The sequence below is a fragment of the Pseudomonas sp. GL_090 genome (assembly GCF_057837765.1).
In genome coordinates this window covers 2219087-2238997 of record NZ_CM174452.1, presented here as the reverse complement: position 1 = coordinate 2238997, position 19911 = coordinate 2219087, and the positions used below count along the sequence as shown (strand labels likewise).

The window sequence follows — 19911 nt, the reverse complement described above, 5'->3', positions numbered from 1 at the left end:
CTATGGAATTCACGACTCAACACTTTATCGCGCTAGCGCCGTTGTTGATCACCAGCGCCACGATCATCGTGGTGATGCTGGCGATCGCCTGGCGCCGCAACCACTCCCAGACCTTCCTGCTGTCCGTGGCGGGTCTGAACCTGGCACTGCTGTCGATCCTGCCTGCCTTGAAAGTCGCGCCATTGGCCGTGACCCCACTGCTGCAGATCGACAGCTTCGCCTGCCTGTACATGGCGCTGATCCTGGTCGCCACCCTCGCTTGTGTGACCCTCGCCCACGCCTACCTCGGCGATGGCGGCACGGGTTACCCGGGCAACCGTGAAGAACTGTACCTGCTGATCCTGATGGCCGCCGCCGGTGGCCTGGTGCTGGTCAGCGCGCAGCACCTGGCCGGGTTGTTCATCGGTCTGGAACTGCTGTCGGTGCCGGTCTACGGTCTGGTGGCTTACGCCTTCTTCAACAAGCGCTCGCTGGAAGCCGGCATCAAGTACATGGTGCTGTCGGCTGCCGGTTCCGCGTTCCTGTTGTTCGGCATGGCGCTGCTGTACGCAGACTCGGGTTCCCTGAGCTTCGTCGGCATCGGTCAGGCCCTGGCGGCCACCGGCCTGCCAAGCTCGCTGGCACAACTGGGCCTGGGCATGATGCTGATCGGCCTGGCGTTCAAGCTGTCGCTGGTACCCTTCCACCTCTGGACTCCAGACGTCTACGAAGGCGCTCCGGCGCCGGTCGCGGCGTTCCTGGCGACCGCTTCCAAAGTGGCCGTGTTCGCGGTGATGGTGCGTCTGTTCCAGATCTCGCCTGCGGCGAGCAGCGGCGTGCTGAGCGACGTGCTGACCATCATCGCCATCGCGTCGATCCTGTTCGGTAACCTGCTGGCACTGACCCAGAGCAACCTCAAGCGTCTGCTGGGTTACTCGTCCATCGCCCACTTCGGTTACCTGCTGATCGCCCTGGTGGCGAGCAAGGGTCTGGCCGTGGAAGCGATCGGCGTGTACCTGGTCACCTACGTGATCACCAGCCTCGGCGCCTTCGGCGTGATCACCCTGATGTCCTCGCCGTACAAAGGCCGTGACGCGGATGCCCTGTACGAATACCGCGGCCTGTTCTGGCGCCGTCCGTACCTGACCGCCGTACTGACCGTGATGATGCTGTCCCTGGCCGGTATCCCGCTGACCGCGGGCTTCATCGGCAAGTTCTACATCATCGCCACCGGCGTTGAATCGCACCAATGGTGGCTGGTCGGCTCGCTGGTACTGGGCAGCGCCATCGGCGTGTTCTACTACCTGCGTGTGATGGTCACCCTGTACCTGATCGAACCGAACCTGCGTCGCGTTGATGCCCAGTTGCACTGGGAACAGAAGGCAGGCGGCGTGATGCTGCTGGCCATCGCGGTACTGGCCTTCTTCCTCGGCCTGTACCCACAACCGCTGCTGAACCTGGTTCAACAGTCAGGGTTGGCGGGTTGATCGCTTAGGCGACCCTCGGTGGTAAACAAAAACGGCACCTTCGGGTGCCGTTTTTGCGTTTGGGGATTTGTGTTCGGTCATAGGTAATCGGTTGTCAGGAATGGCCTCATCGCGAGCAGGCTCGCTCCTACAGTGGTCGGGTCGCCCACAAATTCATTGCATGACACATAACCTGTAGGAGTGAGCCTGCTCGCGATCGCGGTAGATCAGGTACAAAAGAAAACGGCACCTTACGGTGCCGTTCGCTTCTTACAGGTCGCCTTATTTACGCGCCGCCTCCCACGATTTCAGCAGTTCGGCATAGCTCACGGTCTCGCCCTTAGGCTTCTCGTTTTCCAGTTTCGGCTTCGGTGCGCCCGGTTGGTCGAACCAGTATTGCGCATCCCGCTCGGGGTTCATTTTCGGGGCGCAGGTGGCTTGGGCTTTCGAGCGTTCCAGACGGGTCATGATCGCGTCCTGATCCTTGGCCAGGCCGTCGAGTGCCTGTTGCGGGGTTTTCTCGCCGCTGGCGGCTTCGGCGATGTGGCTCCACCACAGTTGCGCCAGGCGTGGATAGTCCGGCACGTTGGTCCCGGTCGGGGTCCATTGCACGCGGGCCGGGCTGCGGTAGAACTCCACCAGGCCGCCGAGTTTCGGTGCCAGGTCGGTCATGGCTTGCGAGTTGATGTCCGATTCGCGGATCGGCGTCAGGCCGACGATGGTTTTCTTCAGCGACACGGTTTTCGAGGTCACGAACTGCGCGTAGAGCCAGGCCGCGAGTTTCTGTTTCTCAGGCGTGGATTTCATGAAGGTCCAGGAGCCGGCGTCCTGATAACCGAGTTTCATGCCCTCCTCCCAATACGGGCCTTTCGGCGAAGGCGCCATGCGCCATTTCGGCGTGCCGTCGGCATTCATCACCGGCAGGCCCGGTTTGGTCATGTCGGCGGTGAACGCGGTGTACCAGAAGATCTGCTGGGCGATGTTGCCCTGGGACGGCACCGGCCCAGACTCGGAGAAGGTCATGCCCGCCGCTTCCGGTGGCGCGTATTTTTTCATCCAGTCCACGTACTTGGTGGTCGCATACACGGCCGCCGGGCCGTTGGTGTCGCCACCGCGGGTTACGCTGGAGCCGACCGGATGGCAATCCTCGACGCGGATACCCCACTCGTCCACCGGCAAGCCGTTGGGTATGCCTTTATCGCCAGCACCGGCCATGGAGAACCAGGCATCGGTGAAGCGCCAGCCCAGGGACGGGTCTTTCTTGCCGTAGTCCATGTGCCCGTAGACGCGCTTGCCATCGATTTCCTTGACGTCTTCGCTGAAGAACTTGGCGATGTCTTCATAGGCCGACCAGTTCACCGGCACGCCGAGCTCGTAGCCGTACTTTTCCTTGAACTTGGCCTTGAGGTCCGCGCGCTCGAACCAGTCGGCGCGGAACCAGTACAGGTTGGCGAACTGCTGGTCAGGCAACTGATAGATCTTGCCGTCCGGCGCGGTGGTGAAGGAGATGCCGATGAAGTCTTTGATGTCGAGGGTCGGCGAGGTGAAGTTCTTGCCTTCGTTAGCCATCAGGTCGGTGATCGATTCGGTCTTGCCGTAGCGGAAATGCGTACCGATCAGATCCGAGTCATTGACCCAGCCGTCATAGATGTTCTTGTCCGACTGCATCTGGGTCTGCAGCTTTTCCACCACGTCGCCTTCCTGCAGCAGGTCGTGGGTCAGCTTGATCCCCGTGATCTCGGTGAAGGCCTTGGCCAGCACCTTGGATTCATACTCGTGGGTGGCGATGGTTTCCGACACCACTTTGATGCTCATTCCGCGAAACGGCTCAGCCGCCTTGATGAACCACTTCAGTTCTTCGAGTTGTTGATCGGCCGTCAGTGTGGATGGCTTGAATTCACTGCCGATCCATTTCTTCGCGGCATCTTCATAGGCATCGGCCCAGGCAGACGCGCTCAAACCGCTGAGTGCCAGCATGGCTGCCAATGAAATGCTATGTCGCAGCTTATTGTTTTTGTCGAACATAGAGACCTCCTTATTGAGTTTCGGAGCAACATTGCCGAGCGATTCGACTAGCCCCAACGCATCACAGCCAACAGCCACACCAGGGACATCGCGAAGGCGACCCAGATGCTCCAGTCGGTGACGCCGATTACCAGCAAATGCAGGTAGGCGCTGCCGAGAAGACCGATGAACAAGCGATCGCCACGGGTGGTGGCAATCGGCAAAAATCCACGCCGAAGGATGCTCGGCGAACGTAATTCCCAAGTGGTCATGACCACCAGGATCAGGGCGATCACACTGAAAAATGCCGCCGTGGGGACGGTCCAGCTCATCCATTCCATCATCAGTTCCTCATACCCGGCCCAGGGCAAAGCCCTTGGCCACGTGGTTGCGAACAAACCAGATCACCAGCATGCCCGGCAGGATGGTCAACACTCCCGCCGCCGCCAGCACGCCCCAGTCAATGCCGGATGCCGAGACGGTGCGGGTCATCACCGCTGCGATCGGCTTGGCGTTCACCGAGGTGAGGGTTCGCGCCAGCAGCAGTTCGACCCAGGAAAACATGAAGCAGAAAAACGCCGTGACGCCGATGCCGGAACCAATCAGCGGGATGAAAATCTTCACGAAGAACTTGGGAAAACTGTAGCCGTCGATGTAGGCGGTTTCGTCGATTTCCTTGGGCACGCCGGACATGAAGCCTTCGAGAATCCACACCGCAAGCGGTACGTTGAACAGGCAGTGGGCCAGGGCCACGGCGATGTGGGTGTCGAACAAGCCGATCGAGGAATACAACTGGAAGAACGGCAGCAGGAACACCGCCGGTGGCGCCATGCGGTTGGTCAGCAGCCAGAAGAACAGGTGCTTGTCGCCCAGGAAGCGATAACGCGAGAACGCATAGGCTGCCGGTAGCGCCACGGTCAGGGAAATGATCGTGTTCAGGCTCACGTAGTACGCCGAGTTGATGTAGCCGGTGTACCAGCTCGGATCGGTGAAGATCACCTTGTAGTTCGCCAGCGTGAAGTCCTGTGGGAAAAGTGTCAGGCCGCCGAGGATTTCGCTGTTGCTCTTGAACGACATGTTCAGCAGCCAGTAGATCGGCACCAGCAGGAACAGGATGTAGATCAGCAGTGGAACAAGCTTTCTCTTGCTCATGGCGGGCCTCAGCGGTTGGCGTCGGAGTGAGTCATGGCGGTGTAGAACAGCCAGGACACCAACAGGATGATCAGGAAATACACCAGCGAGAATGCGGCGGCCGGCCCGAGGTCGAACTGCCCGATCGCCATTTGCGTCAGGGTCTGGCTCAAGAAGGTGGTGGAATTGCCCGGACCGCCGCCCGTGAGCACGAAGGGCTCGGTGTAGATCATGAAGCTGTCCATGAAGCGCAGCATCACCGCGATCAGCAGCACGCTCTTGAGCTTGGGCAGCTGGATGTGCCGGAACACCGCCCATGCCGAGGCCCGGTCGATCCGCGCCGCCTGGTAATACACATCCGGAATCGCCCGCAGGCCGGAGAAGCACAACAGCGCCACCAGCGAGGTCCAGTGCCAGACGTCCATCACCAGCACGGTGACCCAGGCATCCATGGTGTTCGCCGCATAGTTGTAGCTGATGCCCATGGCCTTGAGGCTCGCCCCCAGCAGACCGATGTCGGCGCGGCCGAAGATCTGCCAGATGGTGCCGACCACGTTCCACGGAATCAGCAACGGAATCGCCAGGATGATCAGCACCACCGACGACCAGCGGCCCTTGGTCGGCATGGTCAGGGCAATCGCAATCCCCAGGGGAATTTCGATCAGCAGCACGCAGGCCGAGTAGATGAACTGGCGCAGCAACGAGTCGTGCAGGCGCGGATCGAGCAGCACTTGCTTGTACCAGTCGGCGCCGACGAAGTAGCGGCTGGACTGGTCGAAGATGTCCTGCACCGAATAGTTGACCACGGTCATCATCGGGATCACCGCACTGAACGCCACCAGCAGGAACACCGGCAACACCAGCCACCAGGCCTTGTTGTTCTGCACCTTGTTCATGGCTGCGCCTCTTGGTTGGCATTGGCTTCGAGCAGGAATTCATCGGCGTAGACCATCAGCCACTGCGCCGGAAAACTGATGTAGGCCGTGCCTTGCGGCACTGGTTTGTCTTCGGCCAGGCGCACTTTCAAGGGCACGCCATCGAGGTCGAGGCTCATGATCTTGTAGGTGCCCAGGTCTTCGACGTGTACGACCTGTGCCCGCAGCGCGTCATCAAAGGCTTCGTCCCACACATGGACGAACTCCGGACGAATGCCGACCTTCAGGGTATTCCACTCGGACTCGGCAATACGCTGCTGCATCGCCTCGGACAGCGGCAGGTGCGTCGAGGCAAAACCGACACCGCCGGGTTGCGGCTGCACCTCGATCAGGTTCATCCCGGGGCTGCCGATGAAGTAGCCGACAAAGGTGTGGCTCGGGCGCTCGAACAATTCCCTTGGCGTGCCGAATTGCACGATCTGCCCGCCGTACATCACCGCAATCTTGTCGGCAAAGGTCGAGGCCTCCAACTGATCGTGGGTGACGTAGACCATGGTGATGTTGAACTGCTCGTGGATCTGCTTGAGCTTGCGCCGCAGTTTCCACTTCAGGTGCGGGTCGATCACCGTCAGCGGCTCGTCGAACAGGATCGCCGACACGTCATCGCGCACCAGGCCGCGCCCCATGGAAACTTTCTGTTTTTCGTCGGCGGTGAGGTTGCGCGCCTTTTTGCTCAGCAGGTTCTGCAGGTCGAGGACCTCGGCGATTTCCTGCACCTTGCTATGGACCCTGGCCTCGGCCATGCCCTGATTGCGCAGCGGGAAGGCCAGGTTGTCGAACACCGTCATGGTGTCGTAGACCACCGGGAACTGGAAAACCTGGGCAATGTTGCGCTTCTCCGGGGTCAGGTTGTTGACCGCTTTGCCGTCGAACAGCACATGGCCCTGGGACGGGCTGAGCAGCCCGGAAATGATGTTGAGCAAGGTTGATTTGCCGCAGCCCGATGGACCGAGCAAGGCATAGGCGCCGCCTTGCTCCCAGATGTGGTCCATCTCGCGGATCGCATAGTCCTCCGGTCCCGCCGGGGTCCTGGTGTAACTGTGGGCGAGGTTCTGCAAACGGATTTCGGCCATCAGGCAACCCTCGTGACACGCCGGCCCGGCGCCTGGACCAGCCGCCCCTGCGTATCGAACACAAACAGTTTATGGGTCGGGATGTAGATGCGTATCGGCGCATCGACGTCGTATTCGTGGACACCCGGCAAGTGCAGCACCAGCAGGAAGTGCTCGTTGCGCACGTGCAGGAAGGTTTCCGAGCCGCTGATTTCCGCGACTTCGACGGTCACCGCCAATTCGAGGTCATCGTCGTTGCTCGGCACCAGCGAGATATGGCTGGGCCGCACGCCGAAACGGAACTCGCCCTCGCCCACCGGGCGCAGATCGACGTTCAGCGGGAAATGCACGAAGTTGGCGAAACTCACTTCGTTGCCGGCAATGCGTCCCGGCATCAGGTTGATCGGCGGCTCGGAGAACAGCTCCGCCGCCAGCACCGTTTGCGGCTGGTGATAGACCGAGGAAGACTGGCCGCTCTGGATCACCCGGCCTTCGTGAACAATGGTGGTGGTGCCGCCCAGGGCCAGGGCCTCGTTGGGTTCGGTAGTGGCGTAAATCGCGATGGTGTGGCGCGCCTTGAACAGCTCGCGCATTTCCTGGCGCAGTTCTTCGCGCAACTTGTAGTCGAGGTTGACCAGCGGCTCATCGAACAGGATCAGTTCGGCATCCTTGACCAGCGCCCGGGCCATGGCCGTGCGTTGTTGCTGACCGCCGGAAAGCTCCAATGGATAGCGCTTGAGAAACTTCTCGATGCGCAGCATCTTCGCGGTTTCCAGCACCTTGCTCTGGATCACTTCGCTGGATACACCGGCCTGACGCAGCGGCGAGGCGATGTTGTCGAACACCGTCATGGTCGGGTAGTTGATGAACTGCTGATAGACCATCGACACATTGCGCAAGCGCACGGGGCGTTGGGTGACATCGACGCCGTTCATCAGGATGCGGCCGCTGTCGGGCTTGTCCAGACCGGCCATCAGGCGCATCAGGCTGGTCTTGCCGGACAAGGTGCGCCCCAGCAAAACGTTGAAGGAACCGGGTTCAAAACTCAGGTTGGCATCGTCGATCCAGGTCTGGCCCTCGACGGTGCGGCTGACGTGCTCCAGGGTGAGTGACATGGCTCGGCCTTTTTATTATTTGGAGTCAAGCGACCGGAGCTCTAAAGCGAAATCCGTGCCAAAAATCTCAAACTGTTGATTCAGCTTGAAATTCTCGAAGAAGACGGCGAAACAGCGTTCGTTGCTGAACACAAATGAACAATCGGAAATGAACAATTGAACAGTTCACCCATTGACAGTGAACAATAGTGAACAACACTCTACGGATGATTTTTGCCTTTCCCAGAACATGAAATAAATGCAAAACCTGTGGGAGCGAGCCTGCTCGCGATAGCGGTGGTTCAGCCAATATCAATGTCGACTGACACTCCCATTCGCGAGCAGGCTCGCTCCCACAGGGAACTACCCATAAAAACAATAAAAGCTTGCTCAGAGATCGACTGCCATGGCCGCACCCGCATCGCCGTTGTCCCACGACGCCATCATCCAGGACTCCTGGTCCCGTTGCCGCGCGTTCGGCCTCAGCCATCAAAGCACGCCGGCATTCGACCAATTGCCGGCCGCGGGCATCGCACAATTGCTGGAGAGCCAGCATTCACTGGTGCAAACCACCCATCAGGAAGTGCTGCCCTACTACGAGAACATCCTCAGCAATTCCAATTGCCTGATCATGCTCGCCGACCACCAGGGCCAGGTGCTAACGTCCTGGGGCACCCAGCGCTTCATCGAACCGAAACTGGCCCGGGGTTTCAGCGCCGGCGCCAGCTGGATGGAACGTTGCACCGGTACCAACGCCATCGGCACCGCCCTGGCCTGCGAACAAGCGGTGCACATCGAGCACGATGAACATTACCTCAAGGCCAACCGCTTCATGACCGGTTCCGCCGCGCCGATTTTCGATGCCGAGCGCAAGGTGATCGCGGTGCTGGACGTGTCCAGCGACAGCTACCTGCCCCCCTCCCACACCCTGGGCATGGTCAAGATGATGAGCCAGACCGTGGAAAACCGGCTGATCCTCAACCTGTTCCATGGCCAGCATTTCCAGCTGACGTTCAATACCGGACTGAACAACCTCGACAGTCAGTGGGCCGGGTTGCTGATATTCGACGAGACCGGCCAGGTGCTGTCGGCCAATCGCCGGGCTGACAATCTGCTGGGCATCAGCCTGTCGCGGGTCAGTGTCGAAAGCCTGTTCAAGGTCTCGCTGCTGGAGTTGCTGAACCAGCCCGACGGCCTGCCCTTCGCCCTGCAAACCTCGGGGCGCAATCGCTTCCAGTGCCTGTTGAAGCGGCCGAAACAGGCAACGATTCAACCTCGAGTGTTCACCGAGCCGGTTGTAGCTGCACCCGCGCCCATCAGCCTCAACACCCTGCACTTCGGCGACAGTCGCGTGGAAAAAGCCGTGCGTCAGGCCGAGCGCTTGCTGGAAAAAGACATTCCATTGCTGATCCACGGTGAAACCGGGGTTGGCAAGGAAGTGTTCGTCAAAGCCCTGCATCAGGCCAGCTCACGCAGCAAACAAGCGTTCATCGCCGTCAACTGTGCAGCGATTCCCGCCGAACTGGTGGAGTCCGAGCTGTTCGGCTATGAGAAAGGCGCGTTCACCGGCGCCAACCAGAAAGGCAGCATCGGGCTGATCCGCAAGGCTGACAAGGGCACGCTGTTCCTCGATGAAATCGGTGACATGCCGCTGCCGACCCAGGCACGACTGTTGCGGGTGTTACAGGAGCGTTGCGTGCAGCCGGTGGGCAGCAGCGAGTTGTTCCCTGTGGACTTGCGCATCATTTCCGCGACCAATCGCTCGTTGCGCGAACAGGTACAACTGGGGCGGTTTCGTGAAGACCTGTATTACCGCATTGGCGGCCTGACCCTGGAACTGCCGCCGTTAAGAGAGCGCAGCGATAAAGAGGCACTGTTCAAACGCCTGTGGGAACAGCATCGCGAACCCAGCCAATGGGCTGGGCTGAGCCGCGAGGTATTGGAGCTGTTCGACCGTCATCCGTGGCCGGGAAATTTGCGCCAGGTCAGCAGTGTGATGCAGGTGGCATTGGCGATGGCCGAGGAACAACCGATAAGGCCGGAGCATTTGCCGGATGATTTTTTTGTCGACCTGGAGATGGAACCGGTCGATACGCCGGAACCGTTGGCCGTGGATCTGAATGATACCGAGGATTTGAACCGGCAATTGCAGGCGGCAGGGGGGAATATTTCGTATCTGGCGCGGCGGTTGGGGGTTAGTCGCAATACCCTTTACAAGCGGTTGCGCCAGACTGAATGACGATTGAACCGCGCTGGTGGGGTTTGGCTTGAGACCATCGCGAGCAGGCTCGCTCCTACAGGGGATCTATGTTGCTCACAAAACTCAAACCTGGCGAAAACCCAATGTAGGAGCGAGCCTGCTCGCGATTACGTCAGCTCAGGCACCTCAAAAACAGCAGCCACCTCATAAACAAAAACCCGCACAAGGCGGGTTTTGTCTGTAACAAGTAAAACTATCAGTCAGCCAGACGCCAGGTCGTGCCGCCCTTGCCGTCTTCCAGCACCACGCCCATGGCGGTGAGCTGGTCGCGGATGCGGTCGGATTCGGCCCAGTCCTTGCCGGCACGTGCCGCCAGGCGCGCTGCAATCAGTGCCTCGACTTCGGCTGCATCCACGCGCCCTTCGGCGCCAGCCTGCAGGAAGTCATCTGCCTCAAGCTGCAACACACCCAACACACTGGCCAGCTCTTTCAAACGGGCTGCCAGACCGGCCGCTGCGTTCAGATCGCTCTCGCGCAGGCGGTTGATCTCGCGGACCATCTCGAATAGCACCGCGCAGGCTTCCGGCGTACCGAAGTCGTCGTTCATCACCGAGGTGAAACGCTCGACGAAAGCTTCGCCGCCAGCCGGTGCAACGTTCGGCAGGCCTTTCAACGCGTGGTAGAAACGCTCCAGGGCGCCCTTGGCGTCCTTGAGGTTGTCTTCCGAGTAGTTGATGGCGCTGCGGTAGTGGCTCGACACCAGCAGGTAGCGCACGACTTCCGGGTGGTACTTGTCGAGCACGTCGCGAATGGTGAAGAAGTTGTTCAAGGACTTGGACATTTTCTCGCCATTGATGCGAATCATGCCGCAATGCATCCACGCGTTGGCGTAGGTCTTGCCGGTCGCTGCTTCGCTCTGGGCAATTTCGTTTTCATGGTGCGGGAACTCCAGGTCGCTGCCGCCGCCATGAATGTCGAAGGTCTCGCCCAGGCAGCAGGTGGACATCACCGAGCATTCGATGTGCCAGCCCGGACGCCCGGCGCCCCACGGCGATTCCCAGCTCGGCTCGCCCGGCTTGGTGGCTTTCCACAGCACGAAGTCCAGCGGGTCCTGCTTGGACTCGTCGACTTCGATGCGTGCACCGATGCGCAGGTCTTCGATCTTCTTGCGCGACAGCTTGCCGTAGCCCATGAACCTGGCAACGCGGTAGTACACGTCGCCATTGCCCGGGGCGTAGGCGTAGCCCTTGTCGATCAAGGTCTGGATCATGCTCAGCATGCCCGGAATGTGATCCGTGGCACGTGGCTCCATGTCCGGCTTGAGGATGTTGAGGCGCGCCTCGTCCTCATGCATCGCGGTGATCATGCGTTCGGTCAGCGCGTCGAACGGCTCGCCGTTCTCTTTCGCCCGATTGATGATCTTGTCTTCAATGTCGGTGATGTTGCGCACATAAGTCAGGTTATAACCGCTGAAGCGCAACCAGCGGGTCACCAGGTCGAACGCAACCATGCTGCGGCCATGGCCAATGTGGCAGTAGTCGTACACGGTCATCCCGCAGACGTACATGCGCACATTGTTGCCATCGAGCGGCTTGAAGACTTCTTTGCTCTTGGTGAGCGTGTTGTAGATCGTAAGCACGTTAATTCCTTGACGCTAAATCACTGGCCCCACGAATCACGCAGGGTCACGGTACGGTTGAATACCGGCTGACCTGGTTTCGAGTCCTTGAGATCGGCGACGAAGTAACCCTCGCGCTCGAACTGGAAACGGTCTTCCGGCTGTGCATTGCCCAACGAGGGTTCAGCACGACAACCGGTGAGTACCTGCAGCGAATCAGGGTTGATGTTGTCCAGGAAACTGGCGCTGTCTTCGGCCTTCTCAGGGTTGGCCGAACGGAACAGACGATCGTACAACCGCACTTCGCACTCGACGCTGGCCGCAGCCGGTACCCAGTGGACCACGCCTTTGACCTTGCGGCCCTCAGGGTTCTTGCCCAGGGTGTCCGGATCGTACGAGCAGCGCAGTTCAACGATGTTGCCATCGGCGTCCTTGATCGCTTCATCGGCACGAATCACGTAGCTGCCACGCAGGCGCACTTCACCGGCCGGTTCCAGGCGCTTGTAGCCCTTCGGCGGCTCTTCCATGAAGTCTTCACGGTCGATGTAGATTTCCCGGGCGAACGGTAAAGCGCGCACGCCCATGTCTTCTTTCGGGTGGCACGGCAGTTCGAGGTTCTCGACCTGGCCTTCCGGGTAGTTGGTGATCACGACTTTCAGCGGACGCAGTACGCACATGGCGCGCGGGGCGCTGTGGTCGAGGTCGTCACGGATACTGAATTCGAGCATGCCGAAGTCCACCACGCCGTCGGAACGGTTGGTGCCGATCATTTCGCAGAAGTTGCGGATCGATTTCGGCGTGTAGCCACGGCGGCGGAAGCCCGACAGCGTGGACATGCGCGGGTCGTCCCAGCCATTGACGTGACCTTCGTCCACAAGCTGCTTGAGCTTACGCTTGCTGGTGATGGTGTAGTTCAGGTTCAGGCGGCTGAACTCGTACTGGCGCGGGTGCGCCGGCACCGGCAAGTTGTCGAGGAACCAGTCGTACAGCGGACGATGGCTTTCGAACTCCAGGGTGCAGATCGAGTGGGTGATGCCTTCGATGGCGTCCGACTGACCGTGGGTGAAGTCGTAGTTCGGGTAGATGCACCACTTGTCACCGGTCTGGTGGTGGTGAGCGTGACGGATGCGATACATGATCGGGTCGCGCAGGTTCATGTTCGGCGAGGCCATGTCGATCTTGGCCCGCAGCACCCGTGCGCCGTCCTTGAACTCGCCGGCTTTCATGCGGGCGAACAGGTCCAGGTTCTCTTCGACGCTGCGCTCGCGAAACGGGCTGTTCTTGCCCGGCTCGGTCAGGCTGCCGCGATACTCCTTGGCTTGCTCCGGGGTCAGGTCATCGACGTAGGCATTGCCGGACTTGATCAACTCCACCGCCCAGTCATGCAACTGGTCGAAATACTGCGAGGCGTAGCGCACTTCGCCGGACCACTCGAAGCCCAGCCATTTGACATCGCTTTCGATCGCGTCGATGTATTCCTGGTCTTCCTTGGCCGGGTTGGTGTCGTCGAAACGCAGGTGCGTGACGCCGCCGAACTCCTGGGCCAGGCCGAAGTTCACGCAGATCGACTTGGCGTGGCCGATGTGCAGGTAGCCGTTGGGTTCAGGCGGGAAACGGGTGACGATTTGCGTGTGCTTGCCCGAGTCCAGGTCTGCCTGGATGATCGGCCGCAGGAAGTTGACCGGCACGGCAGGGCCGGTCTTGGCATTCGAGGTAGGGTCGACAGTGGGCTTGCTCATAGGATCCTTGAACGTACAAGTGCGTGGCCGTAATGAAGGCCGGACAAAACAAAGGCGCTATCATAGCCGATGCCGTCAAGTACCTGACAGAGCGCACTCTGTAAACCGTCGTATTTAATAGGCCGCAAATGAAAAAACTGCCTCGAAATTCGCGTCTGGCACGCTAAACTGCGCACCTTGGCCAAGACAGGCCGAACCGGTTGCGGGACGGAATGTCCCAGAACCACGAATTCCTTAGATATGCTTCATCTCAAAAGAGTACCGATCATGACCCAAGTCAAACTGACTACCAACCATGGCGACATCGTCCTCGAACTGAACGCCGACAAAGCCCCGATCACCGTGGCCAACTTCGTCGAGTACGTTAAAGCCGGTCACTACGAAAACACCGTTTTCCACCGTGTCATCGGTAACTTCATGATCCAGGGCGGCGGTTTCGAGCCAGGCATGAAAGAAAAGAAAGACAAGCGCCCAAGCATCCAGAACGAAGCTGACAACGGTCTTTCCAACGACAAGTACACCGTCGCCATGGCCCGCACCATGGAGCCGCATTCGGCTTCCGCGCAATTCTTCATCAACGTGGCCGACAACAGCTTCCTGAACCACAGCGGCAAGAACGTTCAGGGCTGGGGCTACGCGGTATTCGGTAAAGTGACCGCCGGCACCGACGTTGTCGACAAGATCAAAGGCGTGGCCACCACTTCCAAGTCCGGCCACCAGGACGTACCAGCAGACGACGTGATCATCGAGAAAGCCGAGATCATTGAGTGATATTGCTGATTTCAGACTTGCATCTGATCGATGCGCGCCCGGACATTACCCGGGCGTTTCTGGATTTGCTCGCCGGACGCGCCCGCTCGGCGAGTGCGTTGTACATTCTGGGCGACTTCTTCGAGGTGTGGATTGGCGACGACGCCATGACCCCCTTCCAGCGCTCCATCTGCCAGGCCCTGCGCGACCTCAGCGACAGTGGCACGGCCATTTTCCTGATGCACGGCAATCGCGACTTCATGCTGGGCAAGGCCTTCTGCAAAGCAGCCGGCTGCACCTTGCTGAAAGATCCGAGTGTCGTGCAGTTCAACGGCGAGCCGGTGCTGCTGATGCACGGCGACAGTCTCTGCACCCGCGACGAAGCCTATATGAAGCTGCGTCGCTACCTGCGCAACCCGATCACCCTGTTCATCCTGCGGCACTTGCCGCTGCGCACCCGGCACAAGCTGGCGCGCAAGCTGCGCAGTGAAAGCCGCACGCAAACGCGGATGAAGGCCAATGACATTGTCGACGTCACGCCTGAGGAGATTCCGCGGATCATGCAGGAATACGGCGTGAAAACCTTGATCCACGGGCACACCCACCGCCCCGCGATTCACAAGTTGCAGCTTGGCGAGCAAGCGGCCAAGCGTATTGTGCTGGGGGATTGGGATCGTCAAGGGTGGGCGCTGCAGGTGGATGAGCAAGGGTTTGCGCTGGCGCCCTTTGATTTCACGCCGCCACCGCAACTGGCTGCACCCGCGAACTGACTACCAAACACAAAACCCTGTAGGAGCGAGCCTGCTCGCGATTGCGGACTCAAATTCAACATCATTGTTGATTGATCCACCGCTATCGCGAGCAGGCTCGCTCCTACAGGGGGTGTGCGGTGTTTAGTGTCCGGCCGAGGCCGCAGGCCCGGCCTTCGCCGTAAACGGTGGCTTCGCCAGCCACACGATCAATATCAGCCCCATGAACATCCAGCCCAACAAGGTGAAGTAATCCACCGTGGACATGATGTACGCCTGGCTGACCACCGTCTGCTCCAGCTGCGTATAGGCCTTGGCCCCTGCCCCGCCCAGTTGGCTCAGTGCTTCGCGGGTTGCCGGATCGAAGGGGGTGATGCTTTCGGTCAGGTAGGCATGATGCTGGTCCGCCCGGCGTATCCAGATCCAGGTGGTCAACGACGCCGCGAAACTGCCGCCCAGGGTCCGCAAGAATGTCGCCAGCCCCGAACCGTCGGCAATCTGGCTGGGCGGCAGGTCCGACAGAAGGATGGTCAGGGTCGGCATGAAGAACAGTGCCACGCCGATGCCCATGAACAGTTGCACCATGGCGATGTGCTGGAAGTCCACTTCATTGGTGAACCCGGCGCGCATGAAACAGCTCAGGCCGATGGCCAGGAACGCCCCGCCCGCCAGCAGGCGCATGTCGAATTTCGGTGCGTATTTGCCGACAAACGGCGCCAGCAGCACCGGCAGGATCCCCAGCGGTGCCACGGCAAAACCGGCCCAGGTCGCGGTGTAGCCCAGCCGCGTTTGCAGCCACTGCGGCAGGATCAGGTTGATCCCGAAGAACCCGGCATAACCCAGGATCAGCACGATGGTGCCGTAGCGGAAGTTGCGATGGGCAAACAGGCGCAGGTTGACCACCGGGTGTTCGTCGGTCATTTCCCAGATCACGAAGAACGCCAGGGCCACCACCGAAATCACCGAGCCGATCACGATGAAGCTGGATTCGAACCAGTCGGCATCGTTGCCCTTGTCGAGCACGATCTGTAACGCCCCGACACCGATGATCAACGCGATCAAGCCGACGTAATCCATAGGCTGGCGGCTGGTGACCACCGGACGCTTTTTCATCTGCCGGGTCACCACCCACGCCGCGAACAGACCGATCGGCACGTTGATGAAGAAAATCCACGGCCAGCTATAGCTGTCGGTGATCCAGCCGCCGAGGATCGGCCCGGCAATCGGCGCGACTACCGTGACCATCGCCAACAGCGCCAGCGCCAGCCCCCGTTTCGCCGGTGGGTAAACCGCAATCAGCAGGGTCTGGGTCATCGGGTACAGCGGCCCGGCCACCACCCCCTGCAGCACACGGAAGCCCACCAGCTCCGGCATCGAGGTGGAAATCCCGCACAGGAACGAAGCCAGCACGAACAGCAGTGTCGCCCAGACAAACAGCTTCACCTCGCCGAACCGTCGACTGAGCCAGCCGGTCAGCGGCAAGGCGATGGCGTTGCTCACGGCGAACGAGGTGATGACCCAGGTGCCCTGCTCTGAACTCACGCCCAGGTTGCCGGAGATCGTCGGCAACGCCACGTTGGCGATGGTGGTGTCGAGCACTTGCATGAAGGTCGCCAGCGACAGGCCGATGGTGCTGAGCAGCAGGCTGGGCGGCGTGAAAGACGCGTTATTGCTCATCGCGAATCCTTTGGAGCTGAGTTTTTTGGAGCGGGGCCGGCGCTGCGCCGGTAACAGACGCAGCTAACCCTGTGGGAGCGAGCCTGCTCGCGAAGGCGTCAGCTCAGTCGACATTGATGTTGAATGTCAGTCCGCTATCGCGAGCAAGCTCGCTCCCACAAGGGCAGAGGGATCAGCGTTGCGCGGTCTTGCTGACCGCGGCGCTGTTGTCGTGGATCAACTGGGTGATCATCGCGTCGGCCTCGGCCAGTTGACGGTCGTAGACGTTGGTGCTGAACGACGCCTTCTGCGGTGGCTGTTGCGCCAGCACCGGTCCGCTCTGGTCGTGCAGGTCCACATCGACCATGGTCGACAGGCCGACCCGCAGCGGATGTTTGGCCAGTTCCTCGGCGTTGACGTGGACTCGCACCGGCACGCGCTGCACGATCTTGATCCAGTTGCCGGTGGCGTTCTGCGCCGGCAGCAGGGCAAAGGCGCTGCCGGTCCCGGCGCCGAGGCTGTCGATGGTGCCGCTGAATTTGACGTCGCTGCCGTAGAGGTCGGTTTCGATCTCCACCGGTTGGCCGATGCGCATGTCACGTAGCTGGGTTTCCTTGAAGTTGGCGTCGATCCACAGTTGATCCAGAGGAATCACCGCCATCAGTGCGGTACCCGGTTGTACGCGCTGGCCAAGTTGTACAGAACGCTTGGCCACGTAACCGGTGACCGGTGCAATCAGGACGCTGCGCGAGTTGTTCAGGTAGGCCTGGCGCAGTTGTGCGGCGGCGGCCATCACGTCCGGGTGCGATGAAACAACGGTGTCATCGACCAGCGCACTGGTGGTCTTGAGCTTCTGTTCGGCATTGGCCAGGGCGTTTTGCGCCGAGGTCAGGTCGTCGCGGGCGTGGGACAGCTCTTCCTGGGAAATCGCGCCGCCAGCGGCAAGGTTCTTGCGCCGGCTGAAGTTGTCCTGGGCCTTTTGCACTTCGGCTTTCTGGGCGTTGACCTGGGCCTTCATGCCATCCACATCGCTGTACAGGCCACGCACCTGACGCACGGTACGCGCCAGATTGGCCTGGGCGTTTTGCAGGCCGATTTCGGCATCGTTCGGGTCGAAGTTCACCAGTACCTGGCCTTCATGGACCAGATCGCCGTCATCGGCGCCGATGCTGACCACGGTGCCGGTGACCAGCGGGGTGATTTCCACCACGTTGCCGTTCACATAGGCGTCGTCGGTGCTTTCGCTCCAGCGCCCGTAGAACTCATGGTAGGCCCAGACGCCCGCGCCGCTCAGCACGACGATGGTCGCCAGGACCAGCAGCATGAACTTGCGCTTGCCCGAATTGGGGTTGCCCTGGGTGTTTTCAGGAGGTTGAGTTGTATCGGCAGTGGCCATGACAAGTACCTTGAATTAGTGGGTCAGCGTGGCTGGCGTGGCGGTGGCCGTGGCAATGGCCTCAGGCTGGAAACCGCCGCCCAGCGCCTGCATCAACTGGATCGACAGGTCAATCCGCTCGGCATTCAGGTTGGCCAGCTGACGCTGGGCCTGGAGCAATTGCTGCTCGATGCTGAGCACGTCCAGGTAGTTGCCGATGCCGGAACCGTAACGCTGTACCACGGTGTTGTAGGAATCCTGGGCAATGTCGGTGGCGTGCTGCTGGGCAGCGATCTGCCGGCCGATATCGCGTAGCTGGTTGATGCTGTCACTGACATCCCCCAGTGCCTTGACCAGGCTTTTGTTGTACTGCGCCACGGCGAGGTCGTAATCGGCGTCGCGCGAATCGAGGTCGGCGCGCAAGCGGCCACCGTCGAAGATCGGCACCGAGATCGTCGGTGCGATGTTGAAGAAGCGGCTGGCCGAACCAAACATCGCATCGCCCAACAACGATTCGGCACCGGCGGCGGCGCTGAGGTTCAGGTTGGGATAGAACCGGGTCTTGCCGGCATCGATGCTTTTGCTCGCTGCCTCGACCCGCCAGCGCGCGGCCACCAGGTCCGGGCGACGCCCGAGCAATTCGGCCGGCAGCACCGAAGGTAGCGCTACCGCACTCGGCTGAAGGATGTTCGGGCGGGCAATTTCATTGCCGCGGTCAGGGCCTTTGCCGAGCAGCACCGCGAGAGCGATTTTCGCGCTGTTCAGGCGTTTTTCGGCGTCGATCAGGTTGGCCTGGGAAGTGGCTTCCAGGCTTTCGGTCTGCTGGAACTGGTATTGGCTGTCGATCCCGGCAGTCAGGCGTCGCTGGCTCAGGTCGAGCATTTGCCGGGTGCGCTTGAGGTCTTCACTGGACAGGTCATAGACGATGTGTGCCTGGCCGAGGTCGCTATAGGCACGGGCGACATCGGCGGCCAGGGTCAGTTGCGCAGCCTGCTGGTCGACTTCGGCCGCGCGGGCCTGGCCCAAGGCCGCTTCCCAGGCATCGCGCTGACCGCCCCACAGGTCGAAGTTGTAATTGAAACTGCTGCTGATGTTACGCACGGTGGCGTACGTATCGCCCTGCCCACGCGGGTCCTGGTCCCGGGCCAGGCGCGAGCGGCTGACACCGGCGCTGGCATCCAGGGTCGGCATCCGCTCGGCGTCGGCTGCGGAAGCGGCAGCGCTGGCCTGATGGGCACGGGCGTCGGCGATCTGCATGTCCGGGCTGTCGCGCAGGGCCTCGCGGATCAAACCGTCGAGTTGCGGGTCGCCGAGGCTTTTCCACCAGTCGCTTTTCGGCCAGGCGGCGGGGGATAAAGTCACACCGCTGAGGGATTTCCCGGTCTTGAGGGTCTTCGCGTCGAGGCTGACGCCTTCGGTTTTCAGGCCGCTGTAACTGGCGCAACCGGCGACGCTCATGGCCAACAGCACCAGGCTCAGGCCGGTACGCAAGGGGTTACTGCTCATTTGTCACCTACCCGCAGCAGGGTGATCGCGTCACCGGCTGCCACCAAAATTTTCTTCAGGATCAACTCCAGGGTTTTCAGTTCCTCTGGAGTGATGGCACCGGCCAGTTCATTCATGGCTTCGGCACCGATGTGCGGCAGGCGGTCGGCCAGTTTCTGCCCTTCTTCGGTCAGTACCAACTGCACCTGACGGCGATCCGCCTCGGAGCGTTGGCGAGCGAGGAAACCCTTCTGTTCCAGACGATCGAGCATGCGCGTCATCGAGCCGCTGTCCAGGGACAGGTGGCGGCACAACTCGCCCGGCGAATCGACGCCGAACTGGGCGATGATGATCAACACCTTGAACTGTGCGGCGGTGATGCCGTGGGGTTCCATGTGGGTGTCGATGATCCGGTCCTTGAGCAGCGCGGCACGCCCGAGCAACAGGCCGAGATGGCAATTCTGGAAATCGTCCGGAGAGAAATGTTTCATCTGACCACCAATTAGCTGCCTAGGCAGTGAATGTATGTCGAGATGTTACTGCCTAGGCAGCGAATGTCAACGCAATAGTTAGCAGGCTTGGTAAATAGTTGACTAATGGCGTCAGATTTTGTGCTGCCCACGCCGACGCCTTCGCGAGCAGGCTCGCTCCCACAGGTTCTGCGTAACCCTTGTGGGA

General features: G+C 60.6%; 16 protein-coding genes. 4 read left to right on the top strand and 12 right to left on the bottom strand.

The window, feature by feature from the left end:
- Positions 1–2 precede the first annotated feature (2 nt).
- On the top strand, positions 3–1466 hold the full coding sequence (gene nuoN, locus AC3ITA_RS09940) for an NADH-quinone oxidoreductase subunit NuoN (protein WP_095943711.1): 1464 nt from the start codon (positions 3–5) through the stop codon (positions 1464–1466).
- Positions 1467–1727: 261 nt separating this feature from the next.
- On the opposite strand, the gene AC3ITA_RS09935 is transcribed toward nuoN, so the two are convergent.
- From AC3ITA_RS09935 to AC3ITA_RS09910, 6 genes are read right to left on the bottom strand one after another with little or no spacing between them, the layout of a single operon-like run.
- Positions 1728–3470, bottom strand: a complete 1743-nt coding sequence (locus tag AC3ITA_RS09935) for an ABC transporter substrate-binding protein (RefSeq protein ID WP_095943710.1) — start codon at positions 3468–3470, stop codon at positions 1728–1730.
- Between the two features lie 47 nt (positions 3471–3517).
- A complete protein-coding gene (locus AC3ITA_RS09930; RefSeq protein ID WP_095943787.1) occupies positions 3518–3790 on the bottom strand; it encodes a DUF2160 domain-containing protein in 273 nt (90 codons plus the stop codon).
- A 10-nt stretch (positions 3791–3800) separates the two neighbouring features.
- Entirely contained in the window at positions 3801–4601 is an 801-nt protein-coding gene (locus AC3ITA_RS09925; RefSeq protein WP_095943709.1) for a carbohydrate ABC transporter permease, read from the bottom strand.
- An 8-nt stretch (positions 4602–4609) separates the two neighbouring features.
- Positions 4610–5476: a carbohydrate ABC transporter permease gene (locus AC3ITA_RS09920; protein WP_008046507.1), complete on the bottom strand. Its 867-nt coding sequence runs from the start codon at positions 5474–5476 to the stop codon at positions 4610–4612.
- Positions 5473–6588, bottom strand: a complete 1116-nt coding sequence (locus AC3ITA_RS09915; RefSeq protein ID WP_095943708.1) for an ABC transporter ATP-binding protein — start codon at positions 6586–6588, stop codon at positions 5473–5475. The genes AC3ITA_RS09920 and AC3ITA_RS09915 overlap by 4 nt, the downstream gene beginning before the upstream one ends.
- A complete protein-coding gene (locus AC3ITA_RS09910; RefSeq protein WP_489280137.1) occupies positions 6588–7682 on the bottom strand; it encodes an ABC transporter ATP-binding protein in 1095 nt (364 codons plus the stop codon). Before AC3ITA_RS09910 ends, AC3ITA_RS09915 begins: the two co-directional genes overlap by 1 nt.
- Before the next feature lie 385 nt (positions 7683–8067).
- On the opposite strand from AC3ITA_RS09910, the gene AC3ITA_RS09905 reads away from it, so the two are divergent.
- Positions 8068–9900 (top strand): sigma-54-dependent Fis family transcriptional regulator, encoded by a 1833-nt coding sequence (locus tag AC3ITA_RS09905; protein WP_095945991.1) that lies wholly within the window; start codon positions 8068–8070, stop codon positions 9898–9900.
- A 217-nt stretch (positions 9901–10117) separates the two neighbouring features.
- On the opposite strand, the gene cysS is transcribed toward AC3ITA_RS09905, so the two are convergent.
- Together cysS and AC3ITA_RS09895 are read right to left on the bottom strand one after the other, a co-directional pair.
- Positions 10118–11500 carry a cysteine--tRNA ligase gene (gene cysS, locus AC3ITA_RS09900; protein WP_414928090.1) on the bottom strand — a complete coding sequence of 461 codons (1383 nt, stop codon included), beginning with the start codon at positions 11498–11500 and terminating at the stop codon, positions 10118–10120.
- Between the two features lie 20 nt (positions 11501–11520).
- The gene (locus AC3ITA_RS09895) at positions 11521–13218 is read right to left on the bottom strand and encodes a glutamine--tRNA ligase/YqeY domain fusion protein (protein WP_095945989.1); all 1698 of its coding nucleotides are present in this window, start codon (positions 13216–13218) and stop codon (positions 11521–11523) included.
- Positions 13219–13485: 267 nt separating this feature from the next.
- On the opposite strand from AC3ITA_RS09895, the gene AC3ITA_RS09890 reads away from it, so the two are divergent.
- Both AC3ITA_RS09890 and lpxH read left to right on the top strand, forming a co-directional pair.
- Positions 13486–13989: a peptidylprolyl isomerase gene (locus AC3ITA_RS09890; protein ID WP_046037821.1), complete on the top strand. Its 504-nt coding sequence runs from the start codon at positions 13486–13488 to the stop codon at positions 13987–13989.
- Positions 13986–14738, top strand: a complete 753-nt coding sequence (gene lpxH, locus AC3ITA_RS09885) for a UDP-2,3-diacylglucosamine diphosphatase (protein ID WP_095945988.1) — start codon at positions 13986–13988, stop codon at positions 14736–14738. The genes AC3ITA_RS09890 and lpxH overlap by 4 nt, the downstream gene beginning before the upstream one ends.
- 123 nt (positions 14739–14861) lie before the next feature.
- On the opposite strand, the gene AC3ITA_RS09880 is transcribed toward lpxH, so the two are convergent.
- From AC3ITA_RS09880 to AC3ITA_RS09865, 4 genes are all read right to left on the bottom strand, one after another.
- Positions 14862–16394 carry a DHA2 family efflux MFS transporter permease subunit gene (locus AC3ITA_RS09880; protein WP_489280133.1) on the bottom strand — a complete coding sequence of 511 codons (1533 nt, stop codon included), beginning with the start codon at positions 16392–16394 and terminating at the stop codon, positions 14862–14864.
- Between the two features lie 172 nt (positions 16395–16566).
- Positions 16567–17769: an HlyD/EmrA/EmrK family protein gene (locus AC3ITA_RS09875; RefSeq protein WP_095945985.1), complete on the bottom strand. Its 1203-nt coding sequence runs from the start codon at positions 17767–17769 to the stop codon at positions 16567–16569.
- A gap of 15 nt (positions 17770–17784) precedes the next feature.
- Positions 17785–19254 (bottom strand): efflux transporter outer membrane subunit, encoded by a 1470-nt coding sequence (locus AC3ITA_RS09870; protein WP_489280132.1) that lies wholly within the window; start codon positions 19252–19254, stop codon positions 17785–17787.
- Entirely contained in the window at positions 19251–19724 is a 474-nt protein-coding gene (locus tag AC3ITA_RS09865) for a MarR family winged helix-turn-helix transcriptional regulator (RefSeq protein ID WP_095945983.1), read from the bottom strand. The genes AC3ITA_RS09870 and AC3ITA_RS09865 overlap by 4 nt, the downstream gene beginning before the upstream one ends.
- Positions 19725–19911 lie beyond the last annotated feature (187 nt).

Excerpts from the sequence above, each read along its gene's own strand:
- nuoN (WP_095943711.1), top strand. The coding sequence starts at position 3 with ATGGAATTCACGACTCAACACTTTATCGCGCTAGCGCCGTTGTTGATC.
- AC3ITA_RS09935 (WP_095943710.1), bottom strand. The coding sequence starts at position 3,470 with ATGTTCGACAAAAACAATAAGCTGCGACATAGCATTTCATTGGCAGCC.
- AC3ITA_RS09930 (WP_095943787.1), bottom strand. The coding sequence starts at position 3,790 with ATGGAATGGATGAGCTGGACCGTCCCCACGGCGGCATTTTTCAGTGTG.
- AC3ITA_RS09925 (WP_095943709.1), bottom strand. The coding sequence starts at position 4,601 with ATGAGCAAGAGAAAGCTTGTTCCACTGCTGATCTACATCCTGTTCCTG.
- AC3ITA_RS09920 (WP_008046507.1), bottom strand. The coding sequence starts at position 5,476 with ATGAACAAGGTGCAGAACAACAAGGCCTGGTGGCTGGTGTTGCCGGTG.
- AC3ITA_RS09915 (WP_095943708.1), bottom strand. The coding sequence starts at position 6,588 with ATGGCCGAAATCCGTTTGCAGAACCTCGCCCACAGTTACACCAGGACC.
- AC3ITA_RS09910 (WP_489280137.1), bottom strand. The coding sequence starts at position 7,682 with ATGTCACTCACCCTGGAGCACGTCAGCCGCACCGTCGAGGGCCAGACC.
- AC3ITA_RS09905 (WP_095945991.1), top strand. The coding sequence starts at position 8,068 with ATGGCCGCACCCGCATCGCCGTTGTCCCACGACGCCATCATCCAGGAC.
- AC3ITA_RS09895 (WP_095945989.1), bottom strand. The coding sequence starts at position 13,218 with ATGAGCAAGCCCACTGTCGACCCTACCTCGAATGCCAAGACCGGCCCT.
- AC3ITA_RS09890 (WP_046037821.1), top strand. The coding sequence starts at position 13,486 with ATGACCCAAGTCAAACTGACTACCAACCATGGCGACATCGTCCTCGAA.
- AC3ITA_RS09880 (WP_489280133.1), bottom strand. The coding sequence starts at position 16,394 with ATGAGCAATAACGCGTCTTTCACGCCGCCCAGCCTGCTGCTCAGCACC.
- AC3ITA_RS09875 (WP_095945985.1), bottom strand. The coding sequence starts at position 17,769 with ATGGCCACTGCCGATACAACTCAACCTCCTGAAAACACCCAGGGCAAC.
- AC3ITA_RS09870 (WP_489280132.1), bottom strand. The coding sequence starts at position 19,254 with ATGAGCAGTAACCCCTTGCGTACCGGCCTGAGCCTGGTGCTGTTGGCC.
- AC3ITA_RS09865 (WP_095945983.1), bottom strand. The coding sequence starts at position 19,724 with ATGAAACATTTCTCTCCGGACGATTTCCAGAATTGCCATCTCGGCCTG.